The sequence below is a fragment of the Streptomyces tritici genome, from assembly GCF_048500665.1.
In the GTDB taxonomy this organism is placed as follows: domain Bacteria; phylum Actinomycetota; class Actinomycetes; order Streptomycetales; family Streptomycetaceae; genus Streptomyces; species Streptomyces tritici.
Genome location: NZ_CP183183.1, coordinates 50,946 through 74,926, shown reverse-complemented (window position 1 = coordinate 74,926; position 23,981 = coordinate 50,946). Strand labels below are relative to the sequence as shown.

25 protein-coding genes and 1 pseudogene are annotated in these 23,981 nt (G+C 71.0%); 10 read left to right on the top strand and 16 right to left on the bottom strand.

Features of this window, described 5'->3' with window-relative positions:
• Positions 1-68: 68 nt before the first annotated feature.
• A complete protein-coding gene (locus ACNJ93_RS00405) occupies positions 69-458 on the bottom strand; it encodes a VOC family protein (RefSeq protein ID WP_418955257.1) in 390 nt (129 codons plus the stop codon).
• A gap of 390 nt (positions 459-848) precedes the next feature.
• On the opposite strand from ACNJ93_RS00405, the gene ACNJ93_RS00400 reads away from it, so the two are divergent.
• From ACNJ93_RS00400 to ACNJ93_RS00390, 3 genes are all read left to right on the top strand, one after another.
• Entirely contained in the window at positions 849-1,385 is a 537-nt protein-coding gene (locus tag ACNJ93_RS00400; RefSeq protein WP_418955256.1) for a hypothetical protein, read from the top strand.
• Between the two features lie 131 nt (positions 1,386-1,516).
• Positions 1,517-2,053, top strand: a complete 537-nt coding sequence (locus tag ACNJ93_RS00395) for a phosphoribosyltransferase family protein (protein WP_418955255.1) — start codon at positions 1,517-1,519, stop codon at positions 2,051-2,053.
• A gap of 101 nt (positions 2,054-2,154) precedes the next feature.
• Positions 2,155-2,289 (top strand): hypothetical protein, encoded by a 135-nt coding sequence (locus tag ACNJ93_RS00390; RefSeq protein WP_418961617.1) that lies wholly within the window; start codon positions 2,155-2,157, stop codon positions 2,287-2,289.
• A 23-nt stretch (positions 2,290-2,312) separates the two neighbouring features.
• Here the strand turns inward: ACNJ93_RS00390 and ACNJ93_RS00385 are convergent, their stop codons facing one another.
• Positions 2,313-2,798, bottom strand: a complete 486-nt coding sequence (locus ACNJ93_RS00385) for a hypothetical protein (RefSeq protein WP_418955254.1) — start codon at positions 2,796-2,798, stop codon at positions 2,313-2,315.
• A 431-nt stretch (positions 2,799-3,229) separates the two neighbouring features.
• Here ACNJ93_RS00385 and ACNJ93_RS00380 point away from each other — a divergent pair.
• Positions 3,230-3,403, top strand: a pseudogene (locus ACNJ93_RS00380) (IS5/IS1182 family transposase); the annotation flags it as partial.
• Between the two features lie 15 nt (positions 3,404-3,418).
• Here ACNJ93_RS00380 and ACNJ93_RS00375 read toward each other — a convergent pair.
• A complete protein-coding gene (locus tag ACNJ93_RS00375) occupies positions 3,419-3,883 on the bottom strand; it encodes a hypothetical protein (RefSeq protein ID WP_418955253.1) in 465 nt (154 codons plus the stop codon).
• A 74-nt stretch (positions 3,884-3,957) separates the two neighbouring features.
• On the bottom strand, positions 3,958-4,203 hold the full coding sequence (locus tag ACNJ93_RS00370) for a hypothetical protein (protein WP_418955252.1): 246 nt from the start codon (positions 4,201-4,203) through the stop codon (positions 3,958-3,960).
• Positions 4,204-4,541: 338 nt separating this feature from the next.
• On the opposite strand from ACNJ93_RS00370, the gene ACNJ93_RS00365 reads away from it, so the two are divergent.
• A complete protein-coding gene (locus ACNJ93_RS00365; protein WP_418955251.1) occupies positions 4,542-5,072 on the top strand; it encodes a GNAT family N-acetyltransferase in 531 nt (176 codons plus the stop codon).
• A 678-nt stretch (positions 5,073-5,750) separates the two neighbouring features.
• Entirely contained in the window at positions 5,751-6,038 is a 288-nt protein-coding gene (locus tag ACNJ93_RS00360) for a hypothetical protein (protein ID WP_418955250.1), read from the top strand.
• Between the two features lie 70 nt (positions 6,039-6,108).
• On the opposite strand, the gene ACNJ93_RS00355 is transcribed toward ACNJ93_RS00360, so the two are convergent.
• From ACNJ93_RS00355 to ACNJ93_RS00345, 3 genes are all read right to left on the bottom strand, one after another.
• Entirely contained in the window at positions 6,109-6,651 is a 543-nt protein-coding gene (locus ACNJ93_RS00355) for a DapH/DapD/GlmU-related protein (protein ID WP_418955249.1), read from the bottom strand.
• 138 nt (positions 6,652-6,789) lie between these two features.
• Positions 6,790-7,173, bottom strand: coding sequence for a hypothetical protein (locus ACNJ93_RS00350; protein WP_418955248.1), 384 nt, complete (start codon positions 7,171-7,173; stop codon positions 6,790-6,792).
• A 77-nt stretch (positions 7,174-7,250) separates the two neighbouring features.
• Complete coding sequence (locus tag ACNJ93_RS00345) at positions 7,251-7,646, bottom strand: YunG family protein (RefSeq protein ID WP_418955247.1); 396 nt, start codon at positions 7,644-7,646, stop codon at positions 7,251-7,253.
• A gap of 301 nt (positions 7,647-7,947) precedes the next feature.
• Here ACNJ93_RS00345 and ACNJ93_RS00340 point away from each other — a divergent pair, with 301 nt between their 5' ends.
• From ACNJ93_RS00340 to ACNJ93_RS00330, 3 genes are all read left to right on the top strand, one after another.
• Positions 7,948-8,355, top strand: a complete 408-nt coding sequence (locus ACNJ93_RS00340) for a hypothetical protein (RefSeq protein WP_418955246.1) — start codon at positions 7,948-7,950, stop codon at positions 8,353-8,355.
• Positions 8,356-8,433: 78 nt separating this feature from the next.
• Positions 8,434-9,552: a serine hydrolase domain-containing protein gene (locus tag ACNJ93_RS00335; RefSeq protein WP_418955245.1), complete on the top strand. Its 1,119-nt coding sequence runs from the start codon at positions 8,434-8,436 to the stop codon at positions 9,550-9,552.
• A gap of 176 nt (positions 9,553-9,728) precedes the next feature.
• On the top strand, positions 9,729-10,937 hold the full coding sequence (locus tag ACNJ93_RS00330; protein WP_418955244.1) for a hypothetical protein: 1,209 nt from the start codon (positions 9,729-9,731) through the stop codon (positions 10,935-10,937).
• 53 nt (positions 10,938-10,990) lie between these two features.
• Here ACNJ93_RS00330 and ACNJ93_RS00325 read toward each other — a convergent pair whose 3' ends face one another.
• On the bottom strand, positions 10,991-12,673 hold the full coding sequence (locus ACNJ93_RS00325) for a carboxylesterase/lipase family protein (protein ID WP_418955243.1): 1,683 nt from the start codon (positions 12,671-12,673) through the stop codon (positions 10,991-10,993).
• Positions 12,674-12,805: 132 nt separating this feature from the next.
• Here ACNJ93_RS00325 and ACNJ93_RS00320 point away from each other — a divergent pair, with 132 nt between their 5' ends.
• Positions 12,806-13,699, top strand: a complete 894-nt coding sequence (locus ACNJ93_RS00320; RefSeq protein ID WP_418955242.1) for a GNAT family N-acetyltransferase — start codon at positions 12,806-12,808, stop codon at positions 13,697-13,699.
• 68 nt (positions 13,700-13,767) lie between these two features.
• Here ACNJ93_RS00320 and xdhC read toward each other — a convergent pair whose 3' ends face one another.
• The 8 genes from xdhC to ACNJ93_RS00280 form a co-directional block, all read right to left on the bottom strand.
• A complete protein-coding gene (gene xdhC, locus ACNJ93_RS00315) occupies positions 13,768-14,583 on the bottom strand; it encodes a xanthine dehydrogenase accessory protein XdhC (RefSeq protein ID WP_418961269.1) in 816 nt (271 codons plus the stop codon).
• 1 nt (position 14,584) lies between these two features.
• On the bottom strand, positions 14,585-16,963 hold the full coding sequence (xdhB, locus tag ACNJ93_RS00310; protein ID WP_418955241.1) for a xanthine dehydrogenase molybdopterin binding subunit: 2,379 nt from the start codon (positions 16,961-16,963) through the stop codon (positions 14,585-14,587).
• Positions 16,960-18,450 carry a xanthine dehydrogenase small subunit gene (locus ACNJ93_RS00305; RefSeq protein ID WP_418955240.1) on the bottom strand — a complete coding sequence of 497 codons (1,491 nt, stop codon included), beginning with the start codon at positions 18,448-18,450 and terminating at the stop codon, positions 16,960-16,962. Before ACNJ93_RS00305 ends, xdhB begins: the two co-directional genes overlap by 4 nt.
• A 570-nt stretch (positions 18,451-19,020) precedes the next feature.
• Complete coding sequence (locus ACNJ93_RS00300) at positions 19,021-19,854, bottom strand: pectate lyase (protein ID WP_418955239.1); 834 nt, start codon at positions 19,852-19,854, stop codon at positions 19,021-19,023.
• Between the two features lie 86 nt (positions 19,855-19,940).
• Positions 19,941-20,864, bottom strand: coding sequence for a hypothetical protein (locus ACNJ93_RS00295; RefSeq protein ID WP_418955238.1), 924 nt, complete (start codon positions 20,862-20,864; stop codon positions 19,941-19,943).
• Positions 20,861-21,427, bottom strand: coding sequence for a SigE family RNA polymerase sigma factor (locus ACNJ93_RS00290; protein WP_418955237.1), 567 nt, complete (start codon positions 21,425-21,427; stop codon positions 20,861-20,863). The genes ACNJ93_RS00295 and ACNJ93_RS00290 overlap by 4 nt, the downstream gene beginning before the upstream one ends.
• Positions 21,428-21,637: 210 nt before the next feature.
• Positions 21,638-22,705, bottom strand: coding sequence for a type III polyketide synthase (locus ACNJ93_RS00285; protein ID WP_418955236.1), 1,068 nt, complete (start codon positions 22,703-22,705; stop codon positions 21,638-21,640).
• Positions 22,706-22,798: 93 nt separating this feature from the next.
• Positions 22,799-23,656 carry a helix-turn-helix domain-containing protein gene (locus tag ACNJ93_RS00280; protein ID WP_418955235.1) on the bottom strand — a complete coding sequence of 286 codons (858 nt, stop codon included), beginning with the start codon at positions 23,654-23,656 and terminating at the stop codon, positions 22,799-22,801.
• Positions 23,657-23,981 lie beyond the last annotated feature (325 nt).

The window sequence follows — 23,981 nt, the reverse complement described above, 5'->3', positions numbered from 1 at the left end:
GGCGTCATCGACATGCGGCCGAGGAACGCCGACCGCGCTCCGCCACATGATCCAGGGTGCTGCCTCGGTCACCTCTCGTGCTGGATGAGATCCCACCGATTCCCGTACAGGTCCCGGAAGACGGCAACGGTGCCGTACGGTTCCCGCCGCGGCGCCTCCTCGAACACGACGCCCGCCGCACGCATCCGCGCGTGGTCGCGCTCGAAGTCCTCGGTGTTCAGGATCCAGCCCACCCGGCCCCCGGTCTGGTCCCCGACGCGCCCCGCCTGCGCCTCGGTGGCCGCCCTGGCGAGAAGCAGACCGGTTTCCCGCGCTCCCGGGGGAGCGACGACCACCCACCGCTTCTCGTCGTCGATCCGGGTGTCCTCCCGGAGCTCGAACCCCAGCACGTCCCGATAGAAGGCAATGGCCTCGTCGTAGTCCCGCACGACAAGGGCAACCAGTCCGAGATGAGTCACAGGACGATGATGCCGGATAGGCCCCGGACGCCTGTGCCGATCAGCTCCTTCGGGCGTTCGGGCACCATGCGAGCGTGACGAGGACCGCCGAAGCAATCCTGCACAGTCCGGCCTGCACAGTGGCCGCCCTCGTGACCGAGGCCCGGCGGCAGGCCCAGGGCGCGTACTGCTGGGTGCGCTGAGGCCATGCTCGTCCGGTACGGTCAGCCGCCGTCCTGGTTCTCGCTGAGCGGGCGGTGACGCAGCAGCGGCACCTCGCACAACATGGGGCCGCCTGCTGCGTGGCTGGTTCGAGTGCTCGGCGGCACATTCGCCGGACTCGGACCCGCGCCGACCTCTACCGTACGGACCGAGCCGCGGCACCCGTCGCGGTCACGGAGGAGGAAGCCTGTGTCATCGCCCTGCGATCCCCGGTACGCGCCCGCCGGCGATGTCGGTGCGGCACTCATGGTGATCGACTCGCGGCTCAAGGCCATCTACGCCGGAAAGACGGAGGCCGACCCCGAACAGGAAGAACTGGTCGACCAGTTCATCGCGTCCCTCGGCCCCGAGGGCGCCGCCGATGTGCTGGACGGGGTGTGCACGCTCATCTTCATGTTCATGAAGTGGCTGCGCTGCGCGTACGAGGACCACGACCGCGACGTCATCGAGTACGTGGTGCCCAACCTCGTGGCCTCGATGCGCATGATGCCCAGGAGCGTACGCCCCGAGGCCATCCCGACGATGGCGGGACTGGTCGTCGCCGCCGGCACCGGCCTGAGCCCGAGTCTGTGGCGCAGGCAGTACGGCGACTGGACCAAGGAGGAGATGAACCCCCTGGAAGCGACGGCGTTCCTCCTCGCGGAGCACATCAACCGCATCACCGACGACAACGACTTCGCCACCCGCCTGGTCACCGAAGCCCTGACCAGCGCCGAAGAGCTCTAGGTTCTGTCTCTTCGGTCAGCGTCGGACCCAGGGGGCCCGGTGAAGGTGGAGTGCCGGTGGCCAGTAGGCATTCCCCGTACGGAGAATGCGGTTGCCTGGGCTGCCGGTTCGTCTGCAGACTCGCGATCGCGATGTCTCACGGGCGCGGTCTGGTCCTCGAACGCTTCCGCTGGATCGGCGGCCATGCTGACGTCTGGCAGGTCTTCCGTGACCCCGAGGCTCTTGCTGCCGCGGTCCGTGTACTGGCCCGGCCGTTCCGGGATGACGGCGTCACGGCCGTCTGCGGCATCGAGTCTCGTGGATTCCTGCTCGGCGCCGCAGTGGCCGTCGAGCCCGGCGTCGGCTTCGTCGCGGTACGCAAGAGCGAGGGGATCTTGCCCGGGAAGAAGGTCACATGGCGCAGCGACCCCGACTACCGGGGTACTCGCCAGGAGCTGCGTCTGCAGCGGACGGCGGTGGGCCCCGCGGACCGAGTGCTGCTGGTCGACGACTGGATCGAGACAGGCAGCCAGGCGTCGGCTGTGCGGTCGATGGTCGAGGAATGCGGCGGGCAGTGGGTCGGCTGCTCCGTCGTCGTTGACCAGACGACCCCGGCCCGGCGGGCGGACCTGGCCGTCCGCAGCATTGTCACCGCCGCCGAACTTACGGCTTGGGGTGGGCAGTACTGACACGTGTCCGCCTGACCGGTTGCTCAGTTGACTGGGCGTGTCCGCCCGACTAGGACCTGTCCGGCCGATCATAGGTGCGGGCTGTCGGGCACGATGCCCGGGTGAGCTGGGCTGCTGCCCACAGCCAGTACGCTGCACAGCCCACTCCGGACCGGCCCGACGGGGCGATCATCGCCACCACCGCCCCGGAGCGTTGGGGCGGCGAGGCGGTCCGCATCCTGGACCTCACGCCTTGACGGACCCACGGTCGCGGAGTCGATCAGTTCGCCGGGTGGGTCAGGGTGCAGTGGGGGTAGTCGTTGTCCGGGTCGCCTACGCGGGTCCAGAACTTCAGGAGCTTGCCGTACTTCAAGGCGGCGTAGGAGTCGATGTGGGTTGCCTCGTCGACCGGGTAGGGCGCGCCGTCGAACTGGTCGGTGAAGGGTGAGGTGCCGTTCTTGTCGACGTCGAAGTCCAGGGACAGGACGCTGAACCCCCTGGCGGTGCCGTGCTTCCAGGTCCCTGTTCCGGATCCGGTCACGCGGTCCCAACTGATGGCGAGGCAGATGTCGTGGGCGACGAACGTCCCGTCCGGCTTCAGTGTGACGGTGCCGCCGTCGGCATCGGTCCACGTGGTCGCAAGCTCGGCCGGCTTCAGCAGGACCGGTTCGCCCTGGGGCGGCGGCAGCTCGTAGAGCCGGCCGCAGGCGGTGAGGGCAAGGGTTAGGACGGCGAGCCAGATCGGCGCGGTACGGCGGGAACTCAAGACACTCCACCCCTAGCGGGTACGGCGAGCCGCGTGCGCGACGGCCGATGGGATCAAGGACGCACGCCGTACCCTGACACGTATCTTGAACGTGTTCAAGTCGCAGCTTGAGGCGGCCATCGGGGAACGGGAGGCGGTCGTGGTGAGCCTGGTCCGGGTGAGGCGTGGGTGGACCGCCCTCTTTCCGAGAGTCGCACCTTCCGGCGGTGCGTCAACGGCGCTCCTTCGTCGCGTCGCTTCGCGATTCCGCTGTCGCTCCACCCTTGACCCACCACCGGAAGCCGCGAAGAACCTCTCGGAGAGCGGTCCGGGGGCCGGGGTCCACGCGGGCGCGCCGCAGGTGCCTGGGCGCCGTGCGCGGCCGCCGGGCCGGTGGGTGGGGTTGCGCGGCAGTTGCATGGGGTGCCCCATCCCGTCTCGGCGACTCACTCGGAGGCCGCCCGCCAGGCTTCGATAGCGCGGCGTACAAGCAGCGAAACGCCGTCGAGCGGTGCATCGACCACCTCAAGCAGTGGCGTGGTCTGGCCACACGAACCGACAAGCTCGCGATCGCCTACCAGGCATCCCTGCACCTCGCGGGCACCCTCATCTGGGCCCGACGCTGACCGAAGAGACAGACCCTATTCGGCCATGGCGTTCACCGGACGGAGAAGTTCCTCAGCGGAGCAGTCCGAGTCGGGATCTTCCACCAGACAGAGGTTCAACCCCTGCCCGTCCCGTCGAACCATGGCCGACAGAGCGCACGGAGTGTCGAGTTCGTCGACCATCAGGGCGACGTGGTCGCCGCTCGTGGTGCGACCATCGGCGAGCGACGAGCCCGCGTGGTCCGGAGCACTGAAGAAGGTCCACCGCCCGGCTACCGTCTCGGGGCACGACGTCCCTTCCGCCAGGGCGTCATGCAGCCCTTCCCCCTGCATGCGCCACTCGGGCTTGAGGTCGAGGCGGGCGCCCGCCGCGTTGGTCCACGTGCCCATGAGAGCTGATCCGTCCACACGCGCGGCTTCGCCTCCCGCGCCGGCGTAACCCGTGCAGGCCCAGGCCGCAAAGGCGGCCAGCGCGGAGAACCGTCTCACCGAAGCTCTCATCCTGTGCACGATAGCTGCGAACATCCGCACAGGGAGCGCCCGAACAGCGCGAGAAGTGGTCGACGTGGGGGCTGTCAGTTCCGGGGCCACAGCCGTCGGCGTTTGGCGGAGCCCACGGCAGCGTCCTGCGGTTCGGGCTCGTACGGGGCCAACGCGAACCTCCGCTCGAGAACCAGCTCGGCAACGCTTATCCGACACAGGATCTTCCTGTGGATGCCTCCGCCGACCTCGACGAGCCACGAACCGTCAGCCAGCCGGAAAACCTTGCGCGCGAGCGTGTCACGGGCCGGCGCGTCGATTTCGTCGGGGACGTGCTCCATGGCGAGCGTCCGAGCCAGTTCGTCGGCTGCTGCGCGGTCTCCTGCCTCGACATGGTGCGTCTGGGCCAGATGCCAGCGATGGTCGTCGTAGCCAGGGCGTCTCGGCCTCTACGGGGACAACCCATCGAGGTTCCTGCTCTGCAACCGCGTCAGTGCTCACCCCCGAAAACATAGCGTCCTCATGCGATGGCTGGAGATCACAGGAGAGTCCCGGACGCGTGACGAGGCCCGGTGGGGAGCTGGTCGGCGGCGTTGCGACGACCTTTGGTCAGTGGTCCCAGGGGCTCGGCCGGGTTATTCAGTGGTTGCCGCTTGTCGGTGGTGGTCATACTGCCGCGATGGATCCGGTGACTCTTGAGACCGACCGCCTGGTGCTGCGGGCCTTCGCAGCTGCCGACGTGGACGCGGTGTACGAAGCCTGCCAGGACGAGGACATCCAGTTCTATACGCCCGTGCCGGTGCCGTACCGGCGTGCCGATGCGGAAGAGCTCGTCGGCGAGAAGTTGCCCGCCCAGTGGGCCGAGGACAGGGACTACACGCTCGGTGCGTTCCGCAAGGACACCGGTGCCCTGGTCGGCTCGTACTGCTTGACGCTCATCAGCCGTGGCGTCTGGGAGCTCGGCTACTGGGCGGTCAAGGAACAGCGCGGACGCGGGTACTCGGTGGAGGCCGCTCGGGCCCTGTGCGACTGGGGCTGGGCCACGCTCGACGTGCACCGCATCGAGTGGTGGGCCATGGTCGGGAACACCGGATCGCGTGCCGTCGCCGAGAAACTCGGCTTCACCGTCGAAGGGACGCTGCGCAATCGGAGCATCGCCAACGACGGCAAACCGCACGACTGGTGGGTGGGCGGACTGCTGAGGCCCTGATGTTGAAGGGCAGTGCTTCGCGCGGCTGCGCTTGGTGCGCCTCGGCGGCGGCTCGGGCTCAGCTGGCCCAGAGGTGACGGCCGAGGTCGACGCGGGCTCCTGCGGGCCGGCCAACGGGATCCCTGACGCCGGCGCACGTTCCAGCGCCACGCCGGCCGACGCGAGGGCCACGTCGAGCCCCACCGGCGATCGCCTCGCTCGTTTCGGACCGGTCGGCTCGCCGACCCACCGCCGCAAGCGAAGACCGGCATCGTGCTTGCCGGGCGCGTGCGCAGGACTGGGACGAAATTGCGACGACCTGCGGTGATGGCCCGTGTCACAGTCCTTTCATGTCCAACGACATCGCCTACCCCGTCTTCCGTAGCCCCGACCCTGTTACTCGCCCTCGGCGTCGCGCGTCGCCTCGTGGAGTTCGGCCGCAGCGAGTACACCGACGTCTCGCTCTACGCAGAGCTTCGCTCCGTCGACGAGGTGCGGCATGGGGCGAAGCATCTGCCCGAGGGCTGGTTTCGGGGGCGGGAACACGTCGGGGAGTTCGGCGACAGGTGCCGTTCGAGGACCTCCCCGCGTGGCTCGTAGGCGTCCCGTGGGCAGGTCTGCCGACCGACCCGAAGGCGTACGAAGGGCGGCTACCGGTGGACTACGAGTTGCTCGACCAGCCGGTCGGCAGCGTCGAGGATGCCTTCACGGCGGCGATCGGTCCGAGCGGGCGAGATCAACTGGCAGAACCTGCGCCGGCCGGACGCGCCCGATGCGGGTCTTCACGGCGAGTCCAAGCACGCAGAGGGGACGCTCCTCCTCAACACCGGCACCCGCGAGTACGACGAGACCGACCCTGACCACCACACCGTCCTCGTCCACGTGCGCAGCGTCAACATCGACGGCCGTCAGATGAGGGAGCCGTACGCACACTGGCTCGCCGGGCAGGTGGGGCTCGCTGTCATCGGGCCCGGGCAGCGGTGCTGAAGTGCATGCGCTGCACGAGGGCTCCTGAGCTCCTGGCGGAGATGCGCGATCTCGCTGCTCGCAGAGCTCGTCACCACTGTCGGCGTACGGTGGCCTTGGTGCCGGTCACCAGGCTCGCCGGTGGGACATCGTCGGCCACGACCGCGCCGGCGGCGATCACGGCATCACGGCCGATGCTGACGCCGGGCAGGATCGTGGCACCGGCACCGATCCACACGTTCTCCGCGACGTCGATGGGCGCTCCGGTGAGGTACAGCCGCCGCTCCTCCGGATCGACAGGGTGGCCGCTGGTGATGAACGTGACCTTGGGGCCGACCATCACGCGCTCGCCGAGCCGGATGCCGGCGTAGTCCAGGAACGTGCAGTTCTGGTTGATGAACACGCGCTCGGAGAGGTCGAGGTTGAGACCGTGGTCCGTGTAGAAGGGCGGATAGATCGTGACTCTCGGCGGCAGCGGCCTGCCGAGGATCTGTTCCAGCAGTTCCGCCTTGCCCGCTTCGTCCTCGAAGGGCAGGACGTTCAGGCGGGACGTGAGTTCGGTGACCCGTAGGACCCTCTCGGCCATGGCCTGGAACTCGGCGCTGTGGATGCGCATGAGGCGATCGCTGGGCATGCTCCGATCCTTTCGCGGGCGGTCGCGACGGGGCAAGGAGCCACGGCAAGACCTTCCTCTTGGCGCTTCATCCCGGCTCGGCCCCCGAAACCGACCGCCTCCAGGTGCCGGCGGTCGCCGCCGTCCACCGAGGTCATCTCATCGGGTCAGGTGCCGTCGGAGGAACGGCGCGGTGGCGAGGACGAGTGCGGCGAAGGCGGTGAGTCGTTGCAGTCCTGGTTGGGCGTGAAGGCTGCTGTGCTGAATGCCGTAGACCGCGTACCAGTTGGCGGCGATGTCGGTCGCCATGATGACGCAGGCGAGGTCCGCGCCCCGCCGCTTGCCTGCGAGAAGAAGCGCGGCTGCGAGCAGGTCGAAGAGGGCGAGTGAGGACCAGTAGAGGTTGAGCCAGCTCGGGGCCCAGGCGTAGGGGCGCAGGCCGTACCGGAACAGGTCCATCGTGTGCGAGACGGCGCCGACGCACAGCAGGCCGGCGGCGATGACCAGCGAGAGCGCCACCGCCCATCGCGGCGCGTGACTCATCCATCCGATCATGCCGAGGCCACTCCCGATTCCCCGCCCGAGGTCGTCCGCGTCCGGCGCTGCTCCGACGCGGTCCCTTACGCCTGCTGATGCGTGAGCTTCTCCAGGACGCGGGCGCGGAGGAGTTCGTACTCCTGGCGGAGCCGGCGCCATTCGGATGTCGGGGGTCGGGGGATCACCACGCCTCCGGTGACGGTCTCCTCCGGGGCGAACTGCTCGCGGGTGAGGTCTGTCTCGATGCCCATGCCGAGGCGGTTCCACCAGTGATAGTCCACGTGCTTGCCGTCCACGTGGACCTCTCCCCGGATCAGCTCGCCGCCCAGCAGGTCGTTGAGCACCATGGCGGTCACTCCGCACTGATCGCGCGCCGGGTTGTCCTTCGTCCAGCGCGCTCGGGATTCGGGCGGGCACGTCTCGGCACCCCAACTGCTGCGGACGGCGCGTTCGATGTCGGTGAGAAGCAAGGGATTCATGCCGACGAGTCTGCCAGCGGGGACTGACAACGGGTCCTCCGTCAGGGCGTGAGGCTGAACCTGGCCTCCGCAGGTTCACCGGCGACCCCCTTGTTCGGTGAGTGGTGCCAGCGTGGCTACCCGCTTTGACCAGCGGTTTCGTGATTCAACGCCGGCAACTGAGCCGACCGGCGCCACGCGTGGTGCCGCAGATGGCTCGCGCATGGTGCCATTGTGTGCCAACATGGTGTCACGCGGAGGTCGTGGCGTCACGGCCTCGCGAACAGCCCGTATTCCGCCCGGACTTGAAGGAGCGCACGTCATGGCCCAGACCCTCACCGCCCAGGACAAGAACACCCTCCGCACCGCCGCCTACGGCGCCGTCTCGCTGTTGGCTGCCGCCGACGCGGCCGGTTCGCCGCACAAGGCCGCCACGCACGGCAGCATCGCGCTGGCCTCCGCGACCGGGCTCGTCGGGCATGTGCTCGCCGAGAAGTCGAAGGTCGAGAACCTGGACGGCAAGTCCGTGGCGGCCCTCGCCGACCACGTGCTTCCGGCCCTCACCGCCGCGATGGCGCTGCTCAAGAAGCAGCAGCCCGCCGAGGCCGCCAACTTCCGCGACACCGTCCTCGTCGCCCTCGAAGCCGCCACCCGTGCGCGCAAGGGCGAGCCCGGCCTCGCCCTCGTCGCGATGAGCCGAAAGATCACCGGCGCCCTCGACGCCGCCTGACAAGGCGGCGCGCCCAGCCGCCCCCCCACACCCGCAACGCACGTGCCACCCCTCACCCACCCGCGAAGGAGCACCACCATGTCCGGCACCTCCACCGTCCACGACCGTCCCGAACTGCAGAAGGCCATCCAGGAGCTCGCCGAGTCCGGCTGGGCCGGAGTGCAGCTGCGCGTCAACGACGAGCGCGGTGAATGGGTGGGCAGCGCCGGCGTCGCCAAGCTCGGCGAGAGCGCCGAACCTCCGACCGACGGCCGGTTCCGGATCGGCAGCAACACCAAGACGTTCACCGCGACCCTCGTGCTGCAACTCGTCGCCGACGGCCTCATCGAGCTCGACGGCCCCGTGGCCGACCACCTGCCCGACTACGACCTCGACCCGCGGATCACCGTGCGGATGCTGCTTCAGCACACGAGCGGGCTGTTCAGCCACACCGGCGAGTACTACGACGACGGCACCACCGCCCCGGGAATCCCCTGGCAGGGCCAGGAGTGGGTGGACAACCTCTTCCGCACCTACCAGCCCGAAGAGCTCGTACGACTCGCCCTCTCCAAGCCCGCCCGCTTCGAGCCGGGATCCGACTGGAGCTACTCCAACACCAACTACGTTCTCGCCCGCCTCCTGGTCGAGAAGGTCTCCGGCCGTCCCTTCGCCGAGGAGATGCGACGACGGATACTGAGCCCTCTCGGCCTCTCCGGCACCGTGGTGCCCGACGCCTCGCCCGACATCCCCGAGCCGCACGCCCACGGCTACTACACCTACGAGGCCGACGGCGAGTGGAGGACGGTCGACGTCACCCGCGCCAACGCCTCCTGGATCTCCGCCGCCGGCGACATGATCTCGACCACCCAGGACCTGCACACGTTCTTCTCGGCCCTCATGAGCGGCAAGCTCCTGCCGGCCCCGCTGCTCGCCGAGATGCGCACGCCGCACCCCAAGCTCGGCTACGGCCTGGGCCTCTTCGTGCAGGAGACGGAGAACGGCGACACCATCTTCACCCACAACGGTGGTTTCTGGGGTTGGGCGGCGCTGATGTACAGCTCGCCCGACGGCCGTACGACGCTGACGGCGTCCCTCACCACCGGCGACGCCCGCCTCGACATGGCGCAGGCGGCGCAGCTCTTCGGCGCCGCGCAGCAGAGGCTCGTCGCCGAGGTGTTCCGAGGCGGGGCTGCCGCGGCGGCCGGGTCCCAGAGCTGAACAGCGACACCATGACCGGCAGGCGCCGCGTCTCGCCCATGGAGTCACCCTCCGTGCGGCGAGACCGGCGCCCGCCCGCCCCCGTCACGGCCCTCTGCTGGACGGCACGATCCACCTCTGAGCCGTACCGCAAAATCCGGCGGACGCACCCCGCGCCCGCGACATAACATCCCCGGATGTCTGACATAGAGACGCTGATCCCCTCGGCCGGGCAGGCCGACACCGACGCGCTGCGCGCGTACGACGCCGAGGCACTGGCCCGCTACGTGGCCGACCCCTCCCACCCGTGGTGGCGCCGCCGGGCCTGCGCGCGGGCGCTCGCCGGCCGTGTGCCGCCCGCATGGGTGGGCGCGCTGCTCGACCGCGTACGCGACGTGAAGGACGTGGGCGAGGTACGCCGCGAGCTCCTCGAAATCGTCGGCGACAGACCGGAGTTGCTGCCCTGGCTGCGCCACGAGGATCGCCGCCACGAGGAGTCGTACGGGATGCCCGAGGCGTTCCTGCGCACCCGCGGCCTCGTCGGCGACCTCACGGCTGCCCGGGAACTGGCCGTCCTCGCCGCCGATCCCTGGAAGCGATCCCAGGACGCCGGCGAGGAGGCCCTGGACGCCCTGGTCGAACGGCACGGAGTCGACGCCGTTTTGGGTCAGTTGGGCGAGGACCGGCCCGAGGACCGCCTCTTCCGGCTGCGGATGCGGTACCGGGCCGACGAGGACGTCACGTACGCGCTCGCCGACCCGGACCGCATGGTGGCCCACCTCGCGCACAGACTGGCGCAGGGCGACGTCGACGCGCTGCGCTCGTTCCTCACCCGCGCGCCCACCGTCGAGTCGAAGCTCTGGGCCGTCCTCGCGCTCCACGAACTGACCGAGGACCTGGACGAGACCCGCCGGCTGTACGCGGAACTCGGCAGCCCGCGTGTCGAAGTCCCGGGCCTGGACGAGGAGTTGCGTCGACCGATCGTCCACGAGTACGTCGCATGGAGCCAACGCCTCACCGACCCCCGCTGGCGCGTCGAGGCCCTGTGCACCGAACCGCCCGCCCCGCACGACGTCGAGGGCTGGCTGCACCGCGCCACGGAAGCGCTCACCGCGGCCGGTCTCGCCCCGAGCCCGCCCGTCCACTGTGGGCCCCACAACCAGCAGGGCGACGGGACGTACCACGTCATCGAGTTCGGCGACAGCGAGGTCCGGATCAGCACCCTCGGCCGGTTCGCGTTCGCCTACGAAGGCGGCCGGACGGCCCGCCCGGCACTGGAGGCGGCGGGCTTCCGCTGGATCGACGAGGAGCTCGAGGCCATCACCGTCACCGACCTGTACGTCTACTACTTCGGCAGCCGCACCCCCCTCACCGTCGACATGCTCCTCTTCTACTGGCAGGACTGAGGAACCGAGGAACCGAGGAACCGAGGATGTGAGGAACTGAGAAACGCCGGCGGTCAGCGCGGCGACTTCCCGAACAGGGACTTCCAGAAGTCGTCGTGGTGGTCCTTCGCGAAGTCCACGGGACGGATGCCGCCCGGCCCCGAGGCGAGGGACCGCACGTTCGGCGACGCCGGAGTGGCGGATCTCCAATCCGCCCTCCCCGTACGGGCGAACTCCGCCCAGATGCGGATCATCTCGTCGGACAGTGTCCGTTGCGCCGGGGTGAGCGGCGTGTAGGCGTCGAGTTCGAAGAGGTAGGGCAGTTCGAAGGTGTGCGCGGCGCCGACCTCGAAGCGGGGCTTGCGGTAGTTCGCGTCGGAGTACCAGGGCACCTCATGGTCGGCGAACTCGTAGCCGTACGTCCGGACATGCCGGGACAGCGCCCGGCCGGTGTCGACGGAGTGCCGCGCCCACAGCCCGTCCGTCAGGGCCGCCGCGAGGGCCAGCGCCGGAGAGCCGTCGTACGCGCTGACGGGGTACCGCGCGGCGACGGCGGCGGCCCGCTCCGCACCGAACTCCCTCTCCAGGTGGGTGTGGTAGTCGGCCCGGTCGATCTGCGCGTCCGGGTCGCCCGTGTCGGCCTGCTTGGCGAGCTCCAGGCCGTAGACCCGGGCCCGCTCCTCGTGGCGGTTGACGCCGTGCAGCACCGGGACCTTGTTGAACCGCCCGGCGGCGAAGGCCTCCCGAGGGGTACGGGGGAGCAGCGCGCCGCCGTAGACAGGCGTGTACGTGGGGCCCGCGCCGAAGGGATGCACCAACTGCCGCGGGGAGGCCCTGCGCCAGTCGTCAAGGCCGTGCCGCTTCTCGATGCCGGCGGCGGCCGCCACGCCCTCCTTCAGGGCTTCCTCGCGGTCACGCGCGCCCATGTCGGCCGTGCACGGGGCGCTCTGCAGGATGACCCGGTCGAACAGGCCGGCCGACGACGGGGCGACCAGATGGGCGCAGGCGCTGTAGCCGCCGGCGGACTCGCCGAAGAGCGTGACCGACCTCGGGTCGCCCCCGAAGGCGGCCGCGTTGCGCCGCACCCAGCGCAGTGCCGCCTGTTGGTCGAGGAAGCCGTAGTTGCCGGACTCACCTCGCGCTTCGAGGTCCGGATGGGCGAGGTAACCCAGGGCGGCGAGCCGGTAGTTGACCGTCACCACGATCACGTCGCCCCGGGCGGCGAGCCGCCGGGCCCCGTGCATGGCGCCCTCGCCGTCCGTGTGGTCACCGCCGTGCAGGTACACCATCACGGGCCGGGGCTTGGCGGAAGGGGTGCGCGGAGCGGTGACGTTGACGAAGAGGCAGTCCTCGTCGTCCGACGCGGGCCCGACCGGCGGGACGAGGCCCGTCTGGGGGCAGGCGGCGCCCCGCTCGGTGGCGTCCCGGACGCCGCGCCACCGCTGGACGGGCCCGGGCGGCGCCCAGCGGCGCTCGCCGACGGGCGGGGCGGCGTAGGGGATGCCCTGGAAGACGCGTACGGCGTCGGTCACCGTGCCGCGTACGGCGCCCTTGTCGGTCACGACCCGCGAGGCGTCGCCAGAATCCCTGGCGGTTCCGACCCGCGAGCCGGCGTCGCCACGGGCCTCGGCTCCGGCGGCGTCGCCGCGGTCCACGGCCGAGCCGGGGCCGGCCCCCGTACCCGCGGCGCCCAAGGTGGCCGCAGTAGCCAGGGCGAGCGCACCGGCGATGACTGCGTGTGCTGTCCGCTTCACCATGGAGCCGAGCGTAGGAGCTTGGCGTGCGCAGAAGCAGCCGGGCAGCCACCACCCCCGGACGGGGGCTGTCCCTACCCTTCCCGCCCGGATAACCGGATGCGGCCGCCTCCGCCCGCTCCCTACGCTGAAGCGATGCATCCCGTACATGTGAGGCCGATGCGCGAGGACGACCTCGGTTCCGCCGAACGGACATCGGCGGCGACGTTCCTCGACGCGGACAGGACGACCAGGAGGGTCAGTTACCCGGAGCCGCAGCCCCGGACCCCGGCCGCGTCGAAGCAGTGGATCGACCGCATGCGCTTCTACCTGGACGTCGACCCGGAGGGCTGCTGGGTCGCGGTCACCGAAGGGCCCGGCGGCGAGGAGGACGTGGTCGGGTTCGCCGTCTCCCAGAACCGCGGCCCCCTGTGGTACCTCGCGACGTACGGCGTACTGCCCTCCCACCAGGGCCGGGGCATCGGGAAGCGGCTGATCGACGCCGCACTGCGCCATGCCGACGGCCGCCCGGGCATCTTCTCCGCGAGCGTCCACCCGGGCGCCACACGCCGGTACCGGCTCGCCGGCTTCGCGTTGCATCCGCAGATGCACATGGTGGGCACGGTCGACCGGTCCACGCTGCCCGCAGTGCGAGGGCTGAGGGAGGGCACGGCCGACGACCTGGCGTGGATGGACCGGCTCGACCGGCGGATCCGCGTCGCGGGCCACGGCCCGGACCACGGCTACATGCTGAACGCCATGCGGCTCGTCGTGTCCCGGGACATCGCCACGCCGGGGTACGTCTACATCGACGAGCACGGGCAGGCGTCGCTCCTGGCCGCCGCCGACCCGGCGACCGCGCAGAAGCTGCTGTGGGAGACCCTGGCCTCGTCGCGCGGACACACCCTGGTCAACTGCATCACCACGCCCAACGACTGGGCGCTCGACGTCGGCCTCGCCGCACGCCTCGACATCGGCCAGGAGGGCTACATCGCGGTCCGCGGCATGCCCGTGCCGCGGCCGTACCTCGCCAGCGGAAAGTTCCTCTGACCTCTCCGGGTACGTAGCGATCCGCAGGCGAGGCGCCCCCCAGCTGCGCGACCCCACCCCCCCAGCAGTCAGCCGACCCGGCCCCGCTCGAAGGTCAGGAGCAGGTCCGCCGCGACGCTCACCGCGATCGTCGCCGGCTCCTTGCCGGCGATCTCCGGCAGCCCGATCGGCGTCTTGATCCGGTCGATGGTGGCGGCGTCGTGACCGCCCTCGGTGGCCAGCCGGTGCCGGAATCGCGTCCACTTCGCGGCCGAGCCGATCAGCCCGATCGAACCGAGCTCCGGGAGGCGCAGGGCCGCGTCGCACAGTGCCGCGTCCTCGGCGTGGTCGTGCGTCATGATCAGGACATGGGTGCCGGGGGCCAGCTTCTCCAGCACCTCCTCCGGAAGCAGCGGCGTGTGGTGCACCTCGACCTGCGCCACCGCGTCCGCGCGCAGCACGCCGAGCCGTTCGTCGGTGAGCATGTCCGCGCGGGAGTCGATCAGGTGGAGATCGAGGTCGTGCCGGGCCAGGATGCGCGCCAGCTCCAGGCCCACGTGCCCGATGCCGAAGATCGCCACCGCCGGCACGACCGGCAGCGGTTCGAGCAGGACGGACACGGCCCCGCCGCAGCACTGCACCCCGTGCCGGCCGGAGACCTTGTCGTTCAGGGCGAAGTCCATCAGCTCCGGCTCCGGATCCGGCGTACCGATCAGCTCACGGGCCCGGTCGATCGCCACGGCCTCGATGTTGCCGCCGCCGATGGAACCCCAGGACTCGGTGCGCCCCACGACGAGTTTGGCGCCGGCCTTGCGTGGTGCGTGGCCGCGCACGGTCGCGACGGTCACCAGCACGCCGGTCTCCCGGCGTGCTCGCAACCGCGCGACCGCGGCGACCCAGGTCATGTCAGGCATGACTGAGAGCAGTCGCGGCGACAGCAGGGTCGCCGCCCTTCGCGTCGCGGGCCGCCTCGACGGCCCAGAACACCGCCTCCGGCGTCGCGGGCGAGGCGAGGTCCACGCTGAGCCCGGCCGGCCCGAACGCCGCGGCGGCCTGCCGCAGCGCCTCGCGCACCGAGAAGGCCAGCATCAGCGGAGGCTCGCCCACCGCCTTCGACCCGTACACCGCGCCCTCTTCGGTGGCGTTCTCGAGGAGCGTGACGTTGAACTCCTCGGGCATCTCCGAGAAGCTCGGCAGCTTGTACGTGCTCGCCGCCTGCGTCAGGAACCGGCCGCGGTTCGGGCCGTCGCTGGTGTCCCAGCGCAGGTCCTCCAGCGTCAGCCAGCCCGCGCCCTGCACGAAGCCGCCCTCGACCTGACCGATGTCGATCATCGGGGAGAGGCTCTCGCCGACGTCGTGGACGATGTCCACCCGCCGGATGCGGTACGCGCCGGTGAAGCCGTCGACCTCCACCTCGGTCGCCGCGGCGCCGTAGGCGAAGTACTTGAACGGCGAGCCACGGAACGACTTCGCGTCCCAGTGCAGGCCCTCGGTCCGGTAGAAACCGGACGCCGAGAGCTGGACGCGCTGGAAGTACGCGGTGCGCACCAGGTCGTCCCAGTCCAGCTCCTTGTCGCTGCCCAGAGCGCGTGCCACGCCCTCGACGATGCGCACGTCCGAGGCGTTGGCGCCCAGCTGCGTGGCGGCGACCTGCAGCAGCCGCTCGCGCAACTGCTCACAGGCGTTCTTGATCGCCCCGCCGTTCAGGTCCGCACCCGAACTGGCCGCGGTGGCCGAGGTGTTGGGCACCTTGTCGGTACGCGTCGGGGCGAGCCGCACCTTGTGCAGCGGGATGCCCAGCGTGGTCGCGGCCACCTGCATCATCTTGGTGTGCAGGCCCTGGCCCATCTCGGTGCCGCCGTGGTTGATCAGGACGGAGCCGTCCTTGTAGATCAGCACCAGCGCGCCGCCCTGGTTGAAGGCGGTGAGGTTGAACGAGATGCCGAACTTGATGCCGGTGATCGCGAGCGCCCGCTTGGTGTGCGGGTGCGCGGCGTTGAAGGCCGCGATCTCGCGCTTGCGGTCGGCGATGCCACCGTTCTCCTTCACCTGCTGCCAGACCGTGGCGATCCGCTCGGGCTGCGTGACCGGCTGCCCGTACGGCGTCGTCTGGCCCTGGCCCGGCTGGTAGAAGTTGCGCTCGCGCAGCTCCATGGGGTCCAGGCCCAGCTGCGGCGCGCAGCGGCCGAGGATGTCCTCGATCACCAGCATGCCCTGCGGGCCGCCGAAGCCGCGGAACGCGGTGTTGGAGACCGTGTTGGTCTTGGCGATGCGGCCGGCGACACGCGCGTTGGGGATCCAGTACGTGTTGTCGATGTGGCACAGCGCGCGGGCGAGGACCGGCTCGGACAGGTCCAGGCTCCAGCCGCCGTCCGCGACGAGGGTCGCGTCGAGGGCCTGGATCCGGCCCTCGGCGTCAAAGCCGATCTTCCACTTGGCGTGGAAACCGTGCCGCTTGCCGGACATGGTCATGTCCTGGGTCCGGTTCAGCCGGAACCGGACCGGCCGGCCCGTCAGCTTCGCGCCGAGCGCGGCGACGGCCGCGAACCCGTGCGGCTGCATCTCCTTGCCGCCGAAGCCGCCACCCATCCGCAGGCACTGAACCGTCACCTCGTGCGCGGGCACGCCGAGCACGTGGGAGACGATCTCCTGGGTCTCCGACGGGTGCTGGGTGCTGCTCTGGATGAACACCTGCCCGTTCTCGTCGATCTGCGCCAGGGCGGCGTGCGTCTCCAGGTAGAAGTGCTCCTGGCCGGCGAACTGGAACTCGCCGGTGAACACGTGCGCCGAGTCGGCGAAGCCGGCGTCGACGTCACCCTGCACCATCAGGGGCTGGGCGCCGTGGTAGCTGCCCGCCTCGATCGCGTCCTGCAGCGTGACCAGGGACGGCAGCTCCTCGAGCTCCACCTCGACGGCCGCCGCACCGAGCCGCGCCGCCTCCAGGGTCTCGCCGAGCACCCAGGCCACCGCGTGGCCGTGGAACATGACCTCGTCGGGGAAGAGCGGCTCGTCGTGCTTCATGCCGGCGTCGTTGACGCCGGGCACGTCGGCGCCGGTCAGCACGCGGACCACACCGGGCACGGCGAGCGCGGGCTCGGTGCGCAGCGCGGTGATCCGGCCGTGGGCCTTCATGACCTGCACCGGGTAGGCGTGCAGGACGTCCTTGGTCCGGTGGACCAGGTCGTCGGTGTAGAGCGCGGTGCCCGTGACGTGCTGGAACGCGCTCTCGTGGGGCATGGAGACGCCGACGACCGGCTTCTCGGGGCGCTCGGACAGATGACTCATGACGACACCGCCTCGGTGGTCTGTGCGTGCAGCTTCAGCAGGCTCTGGCCGAGCATCGCGGAACGGTAGAGGGAGCTGGCGCGATGGTCGTCCATCGGCGTGCCCTCACCCCGCAGGATCCGGGCCGCGGCCTCGACGGTCTCCGCCGTCCAGGCCTTGCCCTCCAGGGCGGCCTCGGTGTCGAGGGCGCGGATCGGGGTGGCGGCCACACCGCCCAGACCGATGCGCGCCTTGCGGACGACCCCGTCCTCGATCTCGAGGGCGAAGCCGACGGCGACGCTGGAGATGTCGTCGAAACGCCGCTTGGCGATCTTGTGGAAGGCCGTGACCGGCGCCAGCGGCAGCGGGATCCGCACCGCGCGGATCAGCTCGCCGGGACGGCGCACGCTCTGCCGGTAGCCGGTGAAGTACTCCGCCAGCGGGACGACGCGCTCGCCGTCCGCGTCGGCGAGCACCAGCGACGCCTCCAGCGCGAGCAGCACCGGCGGGCTGTCACCGATCGGGGAGCCGGTACCCAGGTTGCCGCCGAGGGTGGCGCTGTTGCGGATGAGCCGGGAGGCGAACTGCGGGAACAGCTCGGCCAGCAGCGGCACCTCGCCGTCGAGACGGCGCTCGATCTCGGTGAGCGTCAGCGCCGCGCCGATCTCGATGTGATCGGACTCGACGCGCAGCTCCCGGAGTTCGGCCAGCCGGTCGATGGCGACCACGCAATCGGCCCTGCGGGAGCGGATGTTGACCTCGACGCCCCAGTCGGTGGAGCCGGCGACCACGACGGCCTCCGGGCGCTCGCGCAGCAGACGCGTCGCCTCGGCCAGGGTGCCCGGCCGCAGGAACTCGCTGCCGTCCTGGGCGTACGTGGTGGCGACCGGCTCCGGTGCGGCCTGCTCGCGACGCTGCGCCAGCGGGTCGTCCTCGGCCGGCTCGCCCACGGCGAACGCGGCGTCGCGGATCGGGCGGTAGCCGGTGCAGCGGCACAGGTTGCCGCTGAGCGCGTGCAGGTCGAAACCGTTCGGGCCGTGCTCGGGGTCGGCGTGGTCGGCGACGGAGTCCGCACCCGGCTCCGCGTCCGCGGCCGCGTGCTCGCAGCGGCCCGGCCGGTAGTACTCGGCCGCCATGCTGCAGACGAAGCCCGGCGTGCAGTACCCGCACTGGGATCCGCCGCGGACCGCCATCTCCTCCTGCACGGGGTGCAGGGTGGGCGGAGTGCCGTCCTCGCCGACGGTGGCGAGACCCTCGGAGGTGACGATCTCCTGACCGTCGAGCGCCGCGACCGGCACCAGGCAGGCGTTGACCGCCACCCAGTCCGTGGGCTTGTCCACACCGGGGCGGGCCACCAGCACCGAACAGGCCCCGCACTCACCCTCGGCGCAGCCCTCCTTGGTGCCGGTGAGACCGCGCTCGCGCAGGAAATCCAGCACCGTGGTGTGGGGCGCAGCGGGGGAAATCGGTGCATCTTTCCCGTTGACCGTGATACGGGCCGCTACCACGACATGTCCTCATTTCGGTGCATGGTCGATCTGATCATCCTAGTCGCCATTTCAGGAGCTTTCTGTTTCGGTGGCGGGGTTTCTGGAACCCAAGCGCGAAACGGCACACGACACACGCGACGACATGTCGCAGTCGGTGACAGAAATCAAGGAAAAGCCGGGGCCGCAAAAGGGCACGCCGGAGAAAAGAGGCTGGTCAGCAGCCGTGTGCTACACGACCCGGAACCCAGGCGGCGCGGTGGGTGAGGCGACTGAGATCGGAGAAGAGAGCCATCCGACGTCGCCTCCTTTCAGCAGCCCAACGAGGTCGGTATGGACGAAGCTACGATGCCGCGCGGCCTTCGGTCAAGAGTGCGCGCCAAGACCGTGACCTGCTTTTTTGCGGCTCAGGGGACGCGGAGGGTGACGTCCCATAGACCTTCGGTCACGGCCTCGCTCCCGGTGCCCGTCGTCGGCTGCGCAACGCGCGGGTAGGGTCACGATCCGTACGGAAACGCCCCCGCCGGGGTCGCCGACGGGGACGTCTCACGCACAGGACATATTCGTCGCGGGACCTACTTGTCGCAGGACCTACTTGTAACCGAGGTCCGTCTGCGCGTACCGGCAGTGCGTGCCGTCGGGGCCGGTGCCCAGCTCCTTCGGCTCGGCGCCGGAGTCGTTGCCCTGGAAGCGGGTGCAGGGCTTGATCTTCTTGCCGCCGTCGCCGTGGATGCGCACCTTGCGCAGGGCCGCGGTGTCGCCGTAATTGGCGTTGATCCCGACGATCGACCTGCCAGGGGCCGTCACGTCCACGTCGTTGATGATCACCTGGCGGTTCTTGTACTGCTTGGAGCAGTTGCCGCAGGTGCGCACCAGCTTGCCGAAGTCCGACACCTGGAACTTGGTCACCACGAGCTTGCCCGCGCCGTTGAACTGGAACACCTTGTCGCCGGCGTGCCGCGCGCCGCCGCCGTGGACCGTGTAGACGGCCGTGGGCGACGTGCCCTTGAAGGTGGCGGCGTCCTCGCCGACGTCCTCCCACCAGACGTTCTGCAGCGTGCAGCTGCCCAGGCAGTGGACGCCGTCGGCGGCGGGGGAGCCGAGGATGACGTTCTTCAGGACGGCGCCGTCCGCGAGCTGGAACAAAGGCGCCTGCCCCTCGTTCTGCCCGCCGCCGCCCAGCGCGCCGCTGCCCTGGAAGCGCTGGTACGTGCCGTCGTACGTGCCCGTGACCTTGATCGTGCTGCTGACGGGCTTCTTGCCGGTGGCCGTGGGCCACGAGGACGCGGCGCCGGCCGACGACAGCGTCGTCGTGGTGAGCACCGCCGTCGCGGTGATGCCGAGGGCGGCGGCGGAGCCGATGACCGCGCGCCGCTTCGTGAGGCTGCGGCGGTGACGCACACGCTGTTCGGGTCGTGCTGTCATACCCATTCCTTGCGTGGTGGGGGATCCTTGCGCCCAGTTGTCGCCACCGCTGCGGAATAGGTTGCCGTGCCGTTCCGAATCCTTTTCTACGAGCCTGGATCCGAACCCGAAGCCGAGCCCTCCGCGTTGTCGCCGCGGGGCGCGAAGTCGCCCGCGACGGACAGGCTCGTGGCGTCCGCCGTCGTCGCCGTCGCCGCGTAGCGGTCCGCCCCGGCGTCGCGGTCGCCGCGCCGATGGTCGTACTGCCCGGCGAACACCCACGTGCCGGCCGGAACCGTACGGCCCTGCCTGAGCACCCACGTGTAGACCAGGACGCCGTCCCGCTCCCGGACCGTGAGGGCGAAGTCCTCCTCCGGCAGCGAGCGCCAGGCGCCCGTCGAGGCCACACCGCCGGTCTGGGCGATCTCCAGCCGGACCGTGAGCGCGGTGAGCGCCGAGGTCGTCTTCAGGGTGACGTTGCTCTGCGCCCAGTACGCGTTGCTGTGCGGGTCCACCGAGCCGTCCGACCACAGCGGGCCGTCCGCGACGCCGGACGCTGGGGCCGAGGGAACGGCGGGGGAGGAGGGCCGTCGCGCCGGGGTGCCCGCAGGCGTGGGGCGGGTGGGGTCGGCGGTACGTCGCGGGGCGTCCTTCGCGCCGGGTGTCGGCTTCCCCGACGGAACCGGCGGGCGTCCCGTCGCCTCCGGCGACGGCGTGGGCGTCGGGGAGACGGCGACCGCGTCCCTGGCCGGCCGCGTGTCCTGCTGCAGCGCCGCCGCGACCGCGTAGCCGCCGGCCACCAGGACGCCCGCGACCGCCGCCGTGGCGCCGGCGACCCGCAGCCAGCCGGGCGCCGGGCGCCGTACGGCGTGGCGGTCCCCGACGCCCGGCGGCGCGTGGCGGTCCGCGGCGCCGGCCTGCCCGGACATGCCGCGCTCGACCCTGGCCCAGATCCGCGCGCGGTCCGGCTGATGCGCCTCGGCCGCCTCGCGCAGCCGGGCACGCAGCTCGTCGTCCACGTCCCGCCTCATCGGTCCCTTCCTCCGGCCCCGGCGCTCCGCGCCATCGCCGCCTGCACCTGCTGCGGTGCTCCCTGCGCCCCGAGCAGCCGCTGCAGCTCGGCCATCCCCTTCGAGGTCTGGCTCTTCACCGTACCCACCGACACGCCCAGGGCCAGGGCGGTGTCCTTCTCCGAGAGGTCGAAGGCGTGCCGCAGCACCACGCAGGCCCGTTTGCGGAACGGCAGCCGCCGCAGCGCGGCCTGGACGTCGACCGCTCCCGCGACGTCCGGGTTCTCCGTCCTCTCCTCGCGCTGCGACCAGAACAGCGCGATCCTGCGCCGCTCACGCACCGCGCCCCGGATCCGGGAGCGGGCGAGGTTGGCGACCACCCCTCGCGCGTACGCCAGCGGGTGGTCGGCCGCGCGGACGCGGTCCCAGCGGTGCCACAGGGCGAGCAGCGCGTCCGCCGCCAGGTCGTCGGCGGCGTCCGGCTCTCCGGTCAGGAGGTGGGCGAGACGGGCCAGCTCGGCGTAGTGACGCTCGAAGAAGGCATGGAACTCCACGGAGGCGGCGTCGTCGACGACTGTCCCCACGAACGGTCTCTCCTCGCTGTGACTCCCTGGGCGTCGAACAGCCGTACGCCGGAACGAGATCCGGAACTGTATCAACGATTCGCACGGTGTTCCGAACGCCGTAGGCGGGGGAGAGACGGCACGAGGAGGTGCGTCGACCGGCAACACAGGCCGGAACGGCAGAGGATGGGCGACCAGGGTACGGCCGACCGCGGCCGTCCGGCGTCGCGCTCAGGACCTGGGGTCGTTCCACCGGCCGTGCGCCGCGGCCAGGATGAAGCCGGGACCGAACCCGATGAGCAGCCCCTCACTGTCGTGGGCGGGCGGGCTGTCGAAGGTGCGGGCCAGCACGTCGAGGACCGCCGAACCGCCCAGATTGCCGCACTCGGCGAGGCTGGCCCAGGAGTGCGCGAGGTCGCCCGTGACCGGGTCAGGGTCCAGCCCGAGGCCCGTGGCGGCGTCGCTGATGATGCGCGGCCCGCCGGGGTGGACGACCGCGAAGTCGACCGGGCGGCCGGCCAGCCAGTTGTGGATCTCGGGAAAGCAGTCCGACAGGGCTCGGGTGGCGGCCTCGGTGGAGTCGAAGTGCAGCCCGGCCGCCGAGAGCCGGCCCCGGTACCGGTCGACGCTCTGCGGGAGCGCGTACGCGAAGGTGTCCTGGATCTCGACTCCGGGGCCGTCCCACCGGGGGGCGTCGGCCACGACCACCGCGCCCGACCCGTCGCCGAACAGCGCCTTGTAGATCATCGACTCGCGCGAGGTGTCGGCGTGGTTGTACGTCGCGGTCGACAGGCATTCGGCGACCACGATCAGCACGTTCGAGCCCGGGTGAGCGGCGATGTCGGCCTGCGCGTGCACGATCGCCTGGGCGCCGCCCGCGCAGCCGAGGGTGGCCATCGGGATCCGGCGCACGTCGGGCCTCAGGCCCAGCGCGTTGAGGAGGGAGATGTCGAGCGAGGGCACGGCCCAGGAGGTGGTGTGGCTGGTGATGACGCAGTCCACGTCGGCGGGCTCGATGCCGGCGTTCGCGAGGGCGTCGCGGCCCGCGTCGACGGCGAGCCGGAGGGAGTCGTCGTAGGCGGCCCGGTTGCGCTCCGCGACCGGGGCGGATCCGGAGACGGTGGGCGAGGACAACGGCCGGGTGAAGTACCGGGTCTTGACCCTGGTCGCGCGTGCGATCCGCAGGTGCGCCTCGATGCGGGGCAGGTCGGGATGGGCGCGGCGTATGTCGTCGCACAGCTCGTCGGTGGAGACGGCGTTCGGGGGCAGGGCTATGGCGGGACGGGCGATGTGAGCCACGGGAGACTCCTCGAAGAGGCGGGGTGGTGATCAGGTCGGGGTGGCACGGGGGCCACGGCAGCAGCGGGCCGCGGCTCCGGAGCGCGGGTTCCGTCAGGACGTCAGGGGCGCCGTGAGGACGGGGTGGCGTTCGGCGAGCGAGGCGCCGGGCGTGAACAGCAGGAGCATGACGCGGGCACCGGGAGACGTGACGGGCTCGGCGACGCACGTGGTGACCCACCCGGGGCCGTGGACGGCGTGACGGACGGGCCGTTCCGAACCGTCGGGGTACGGGATCGGGGCCGTCGAGGCCTCGCGGTAGAGCGGGCCGGCGACGGGATCGTCCAGGACGTCGGCCTCGAGACGGGCCAGGGCCGCGTTGTGGGGCCGTAGCTTCACGGCGTGCCGCAGCTGCGGCATCACGACCGGGGCCCAGCGGGTCCCCCAGTCGATCAGGACCTCCGTACGGGCCTCGGGGTCGAGGAGCATCCAGCGCATCGTGTTGCCCGGCGGCTCGCTGCGGGGGAACAGCCGGCGGTACTCCTCGTTGTGCGCGAGCACGTTCCACTCGGCGTCGTTGATGTACGCCATGGCGCCGGTGACCTGGTCGACCACCCGCTGCCAGACACCGGGGACCGACATCCCGGAGTCCCGGTGCAGGGCGTGCGGGGGACTCTCCTTACGGGCGAGTCGCCACAGGACCGCCCATTCCTGCTCGGTCAGGCGCAGCACCCGGGCCACGTCGGTGAGCAGCGCGTTGCCCGGGTTGGCCAACTTGCCGTTCTCGAACCGGTTGTACGTGCCCGGCGCGCGGTCCAGCAGCTCGTCCATCTGCTCCTGGCTCAGCCCCGCGGCACGCCGCCCCGGACCGGGCACCCGCCTCGGGAGGCCGGCGGACTGGGGGTCGATCGCCGCCCGGCGCTCTTGGAGGAGCTGCTTCAGTGAGTGTCGGTCACTGGCGGCGAGTCGCACGGGCACACCTATCGGTCGGGCTGGGCGGGGGAGCGGGTCCTACGGGACGGCCGCTCGGCAATTATCTGCAACTTCACTCCCTGGAAAGACGGCAGGGCGGGCGGAAGACTTCCGGGCACGGAAACCTCTCACCTCCCGCCCCTCGCATCCCGAGGGGCGGCGCGCCGGTGTCCGCCCCCGCTGCCCACGCGGAGGACGGCAGGGGGACCGTCACAGCTGCGGTCGGTGTCGACAACCGCCATTGCGTAGCGTCCTCGACGCCGACCGCCCGCGGCGACCGGCATGGCTCCCTCGCCATGCCGGTTACCCAGAGGCCGGGCCCGGG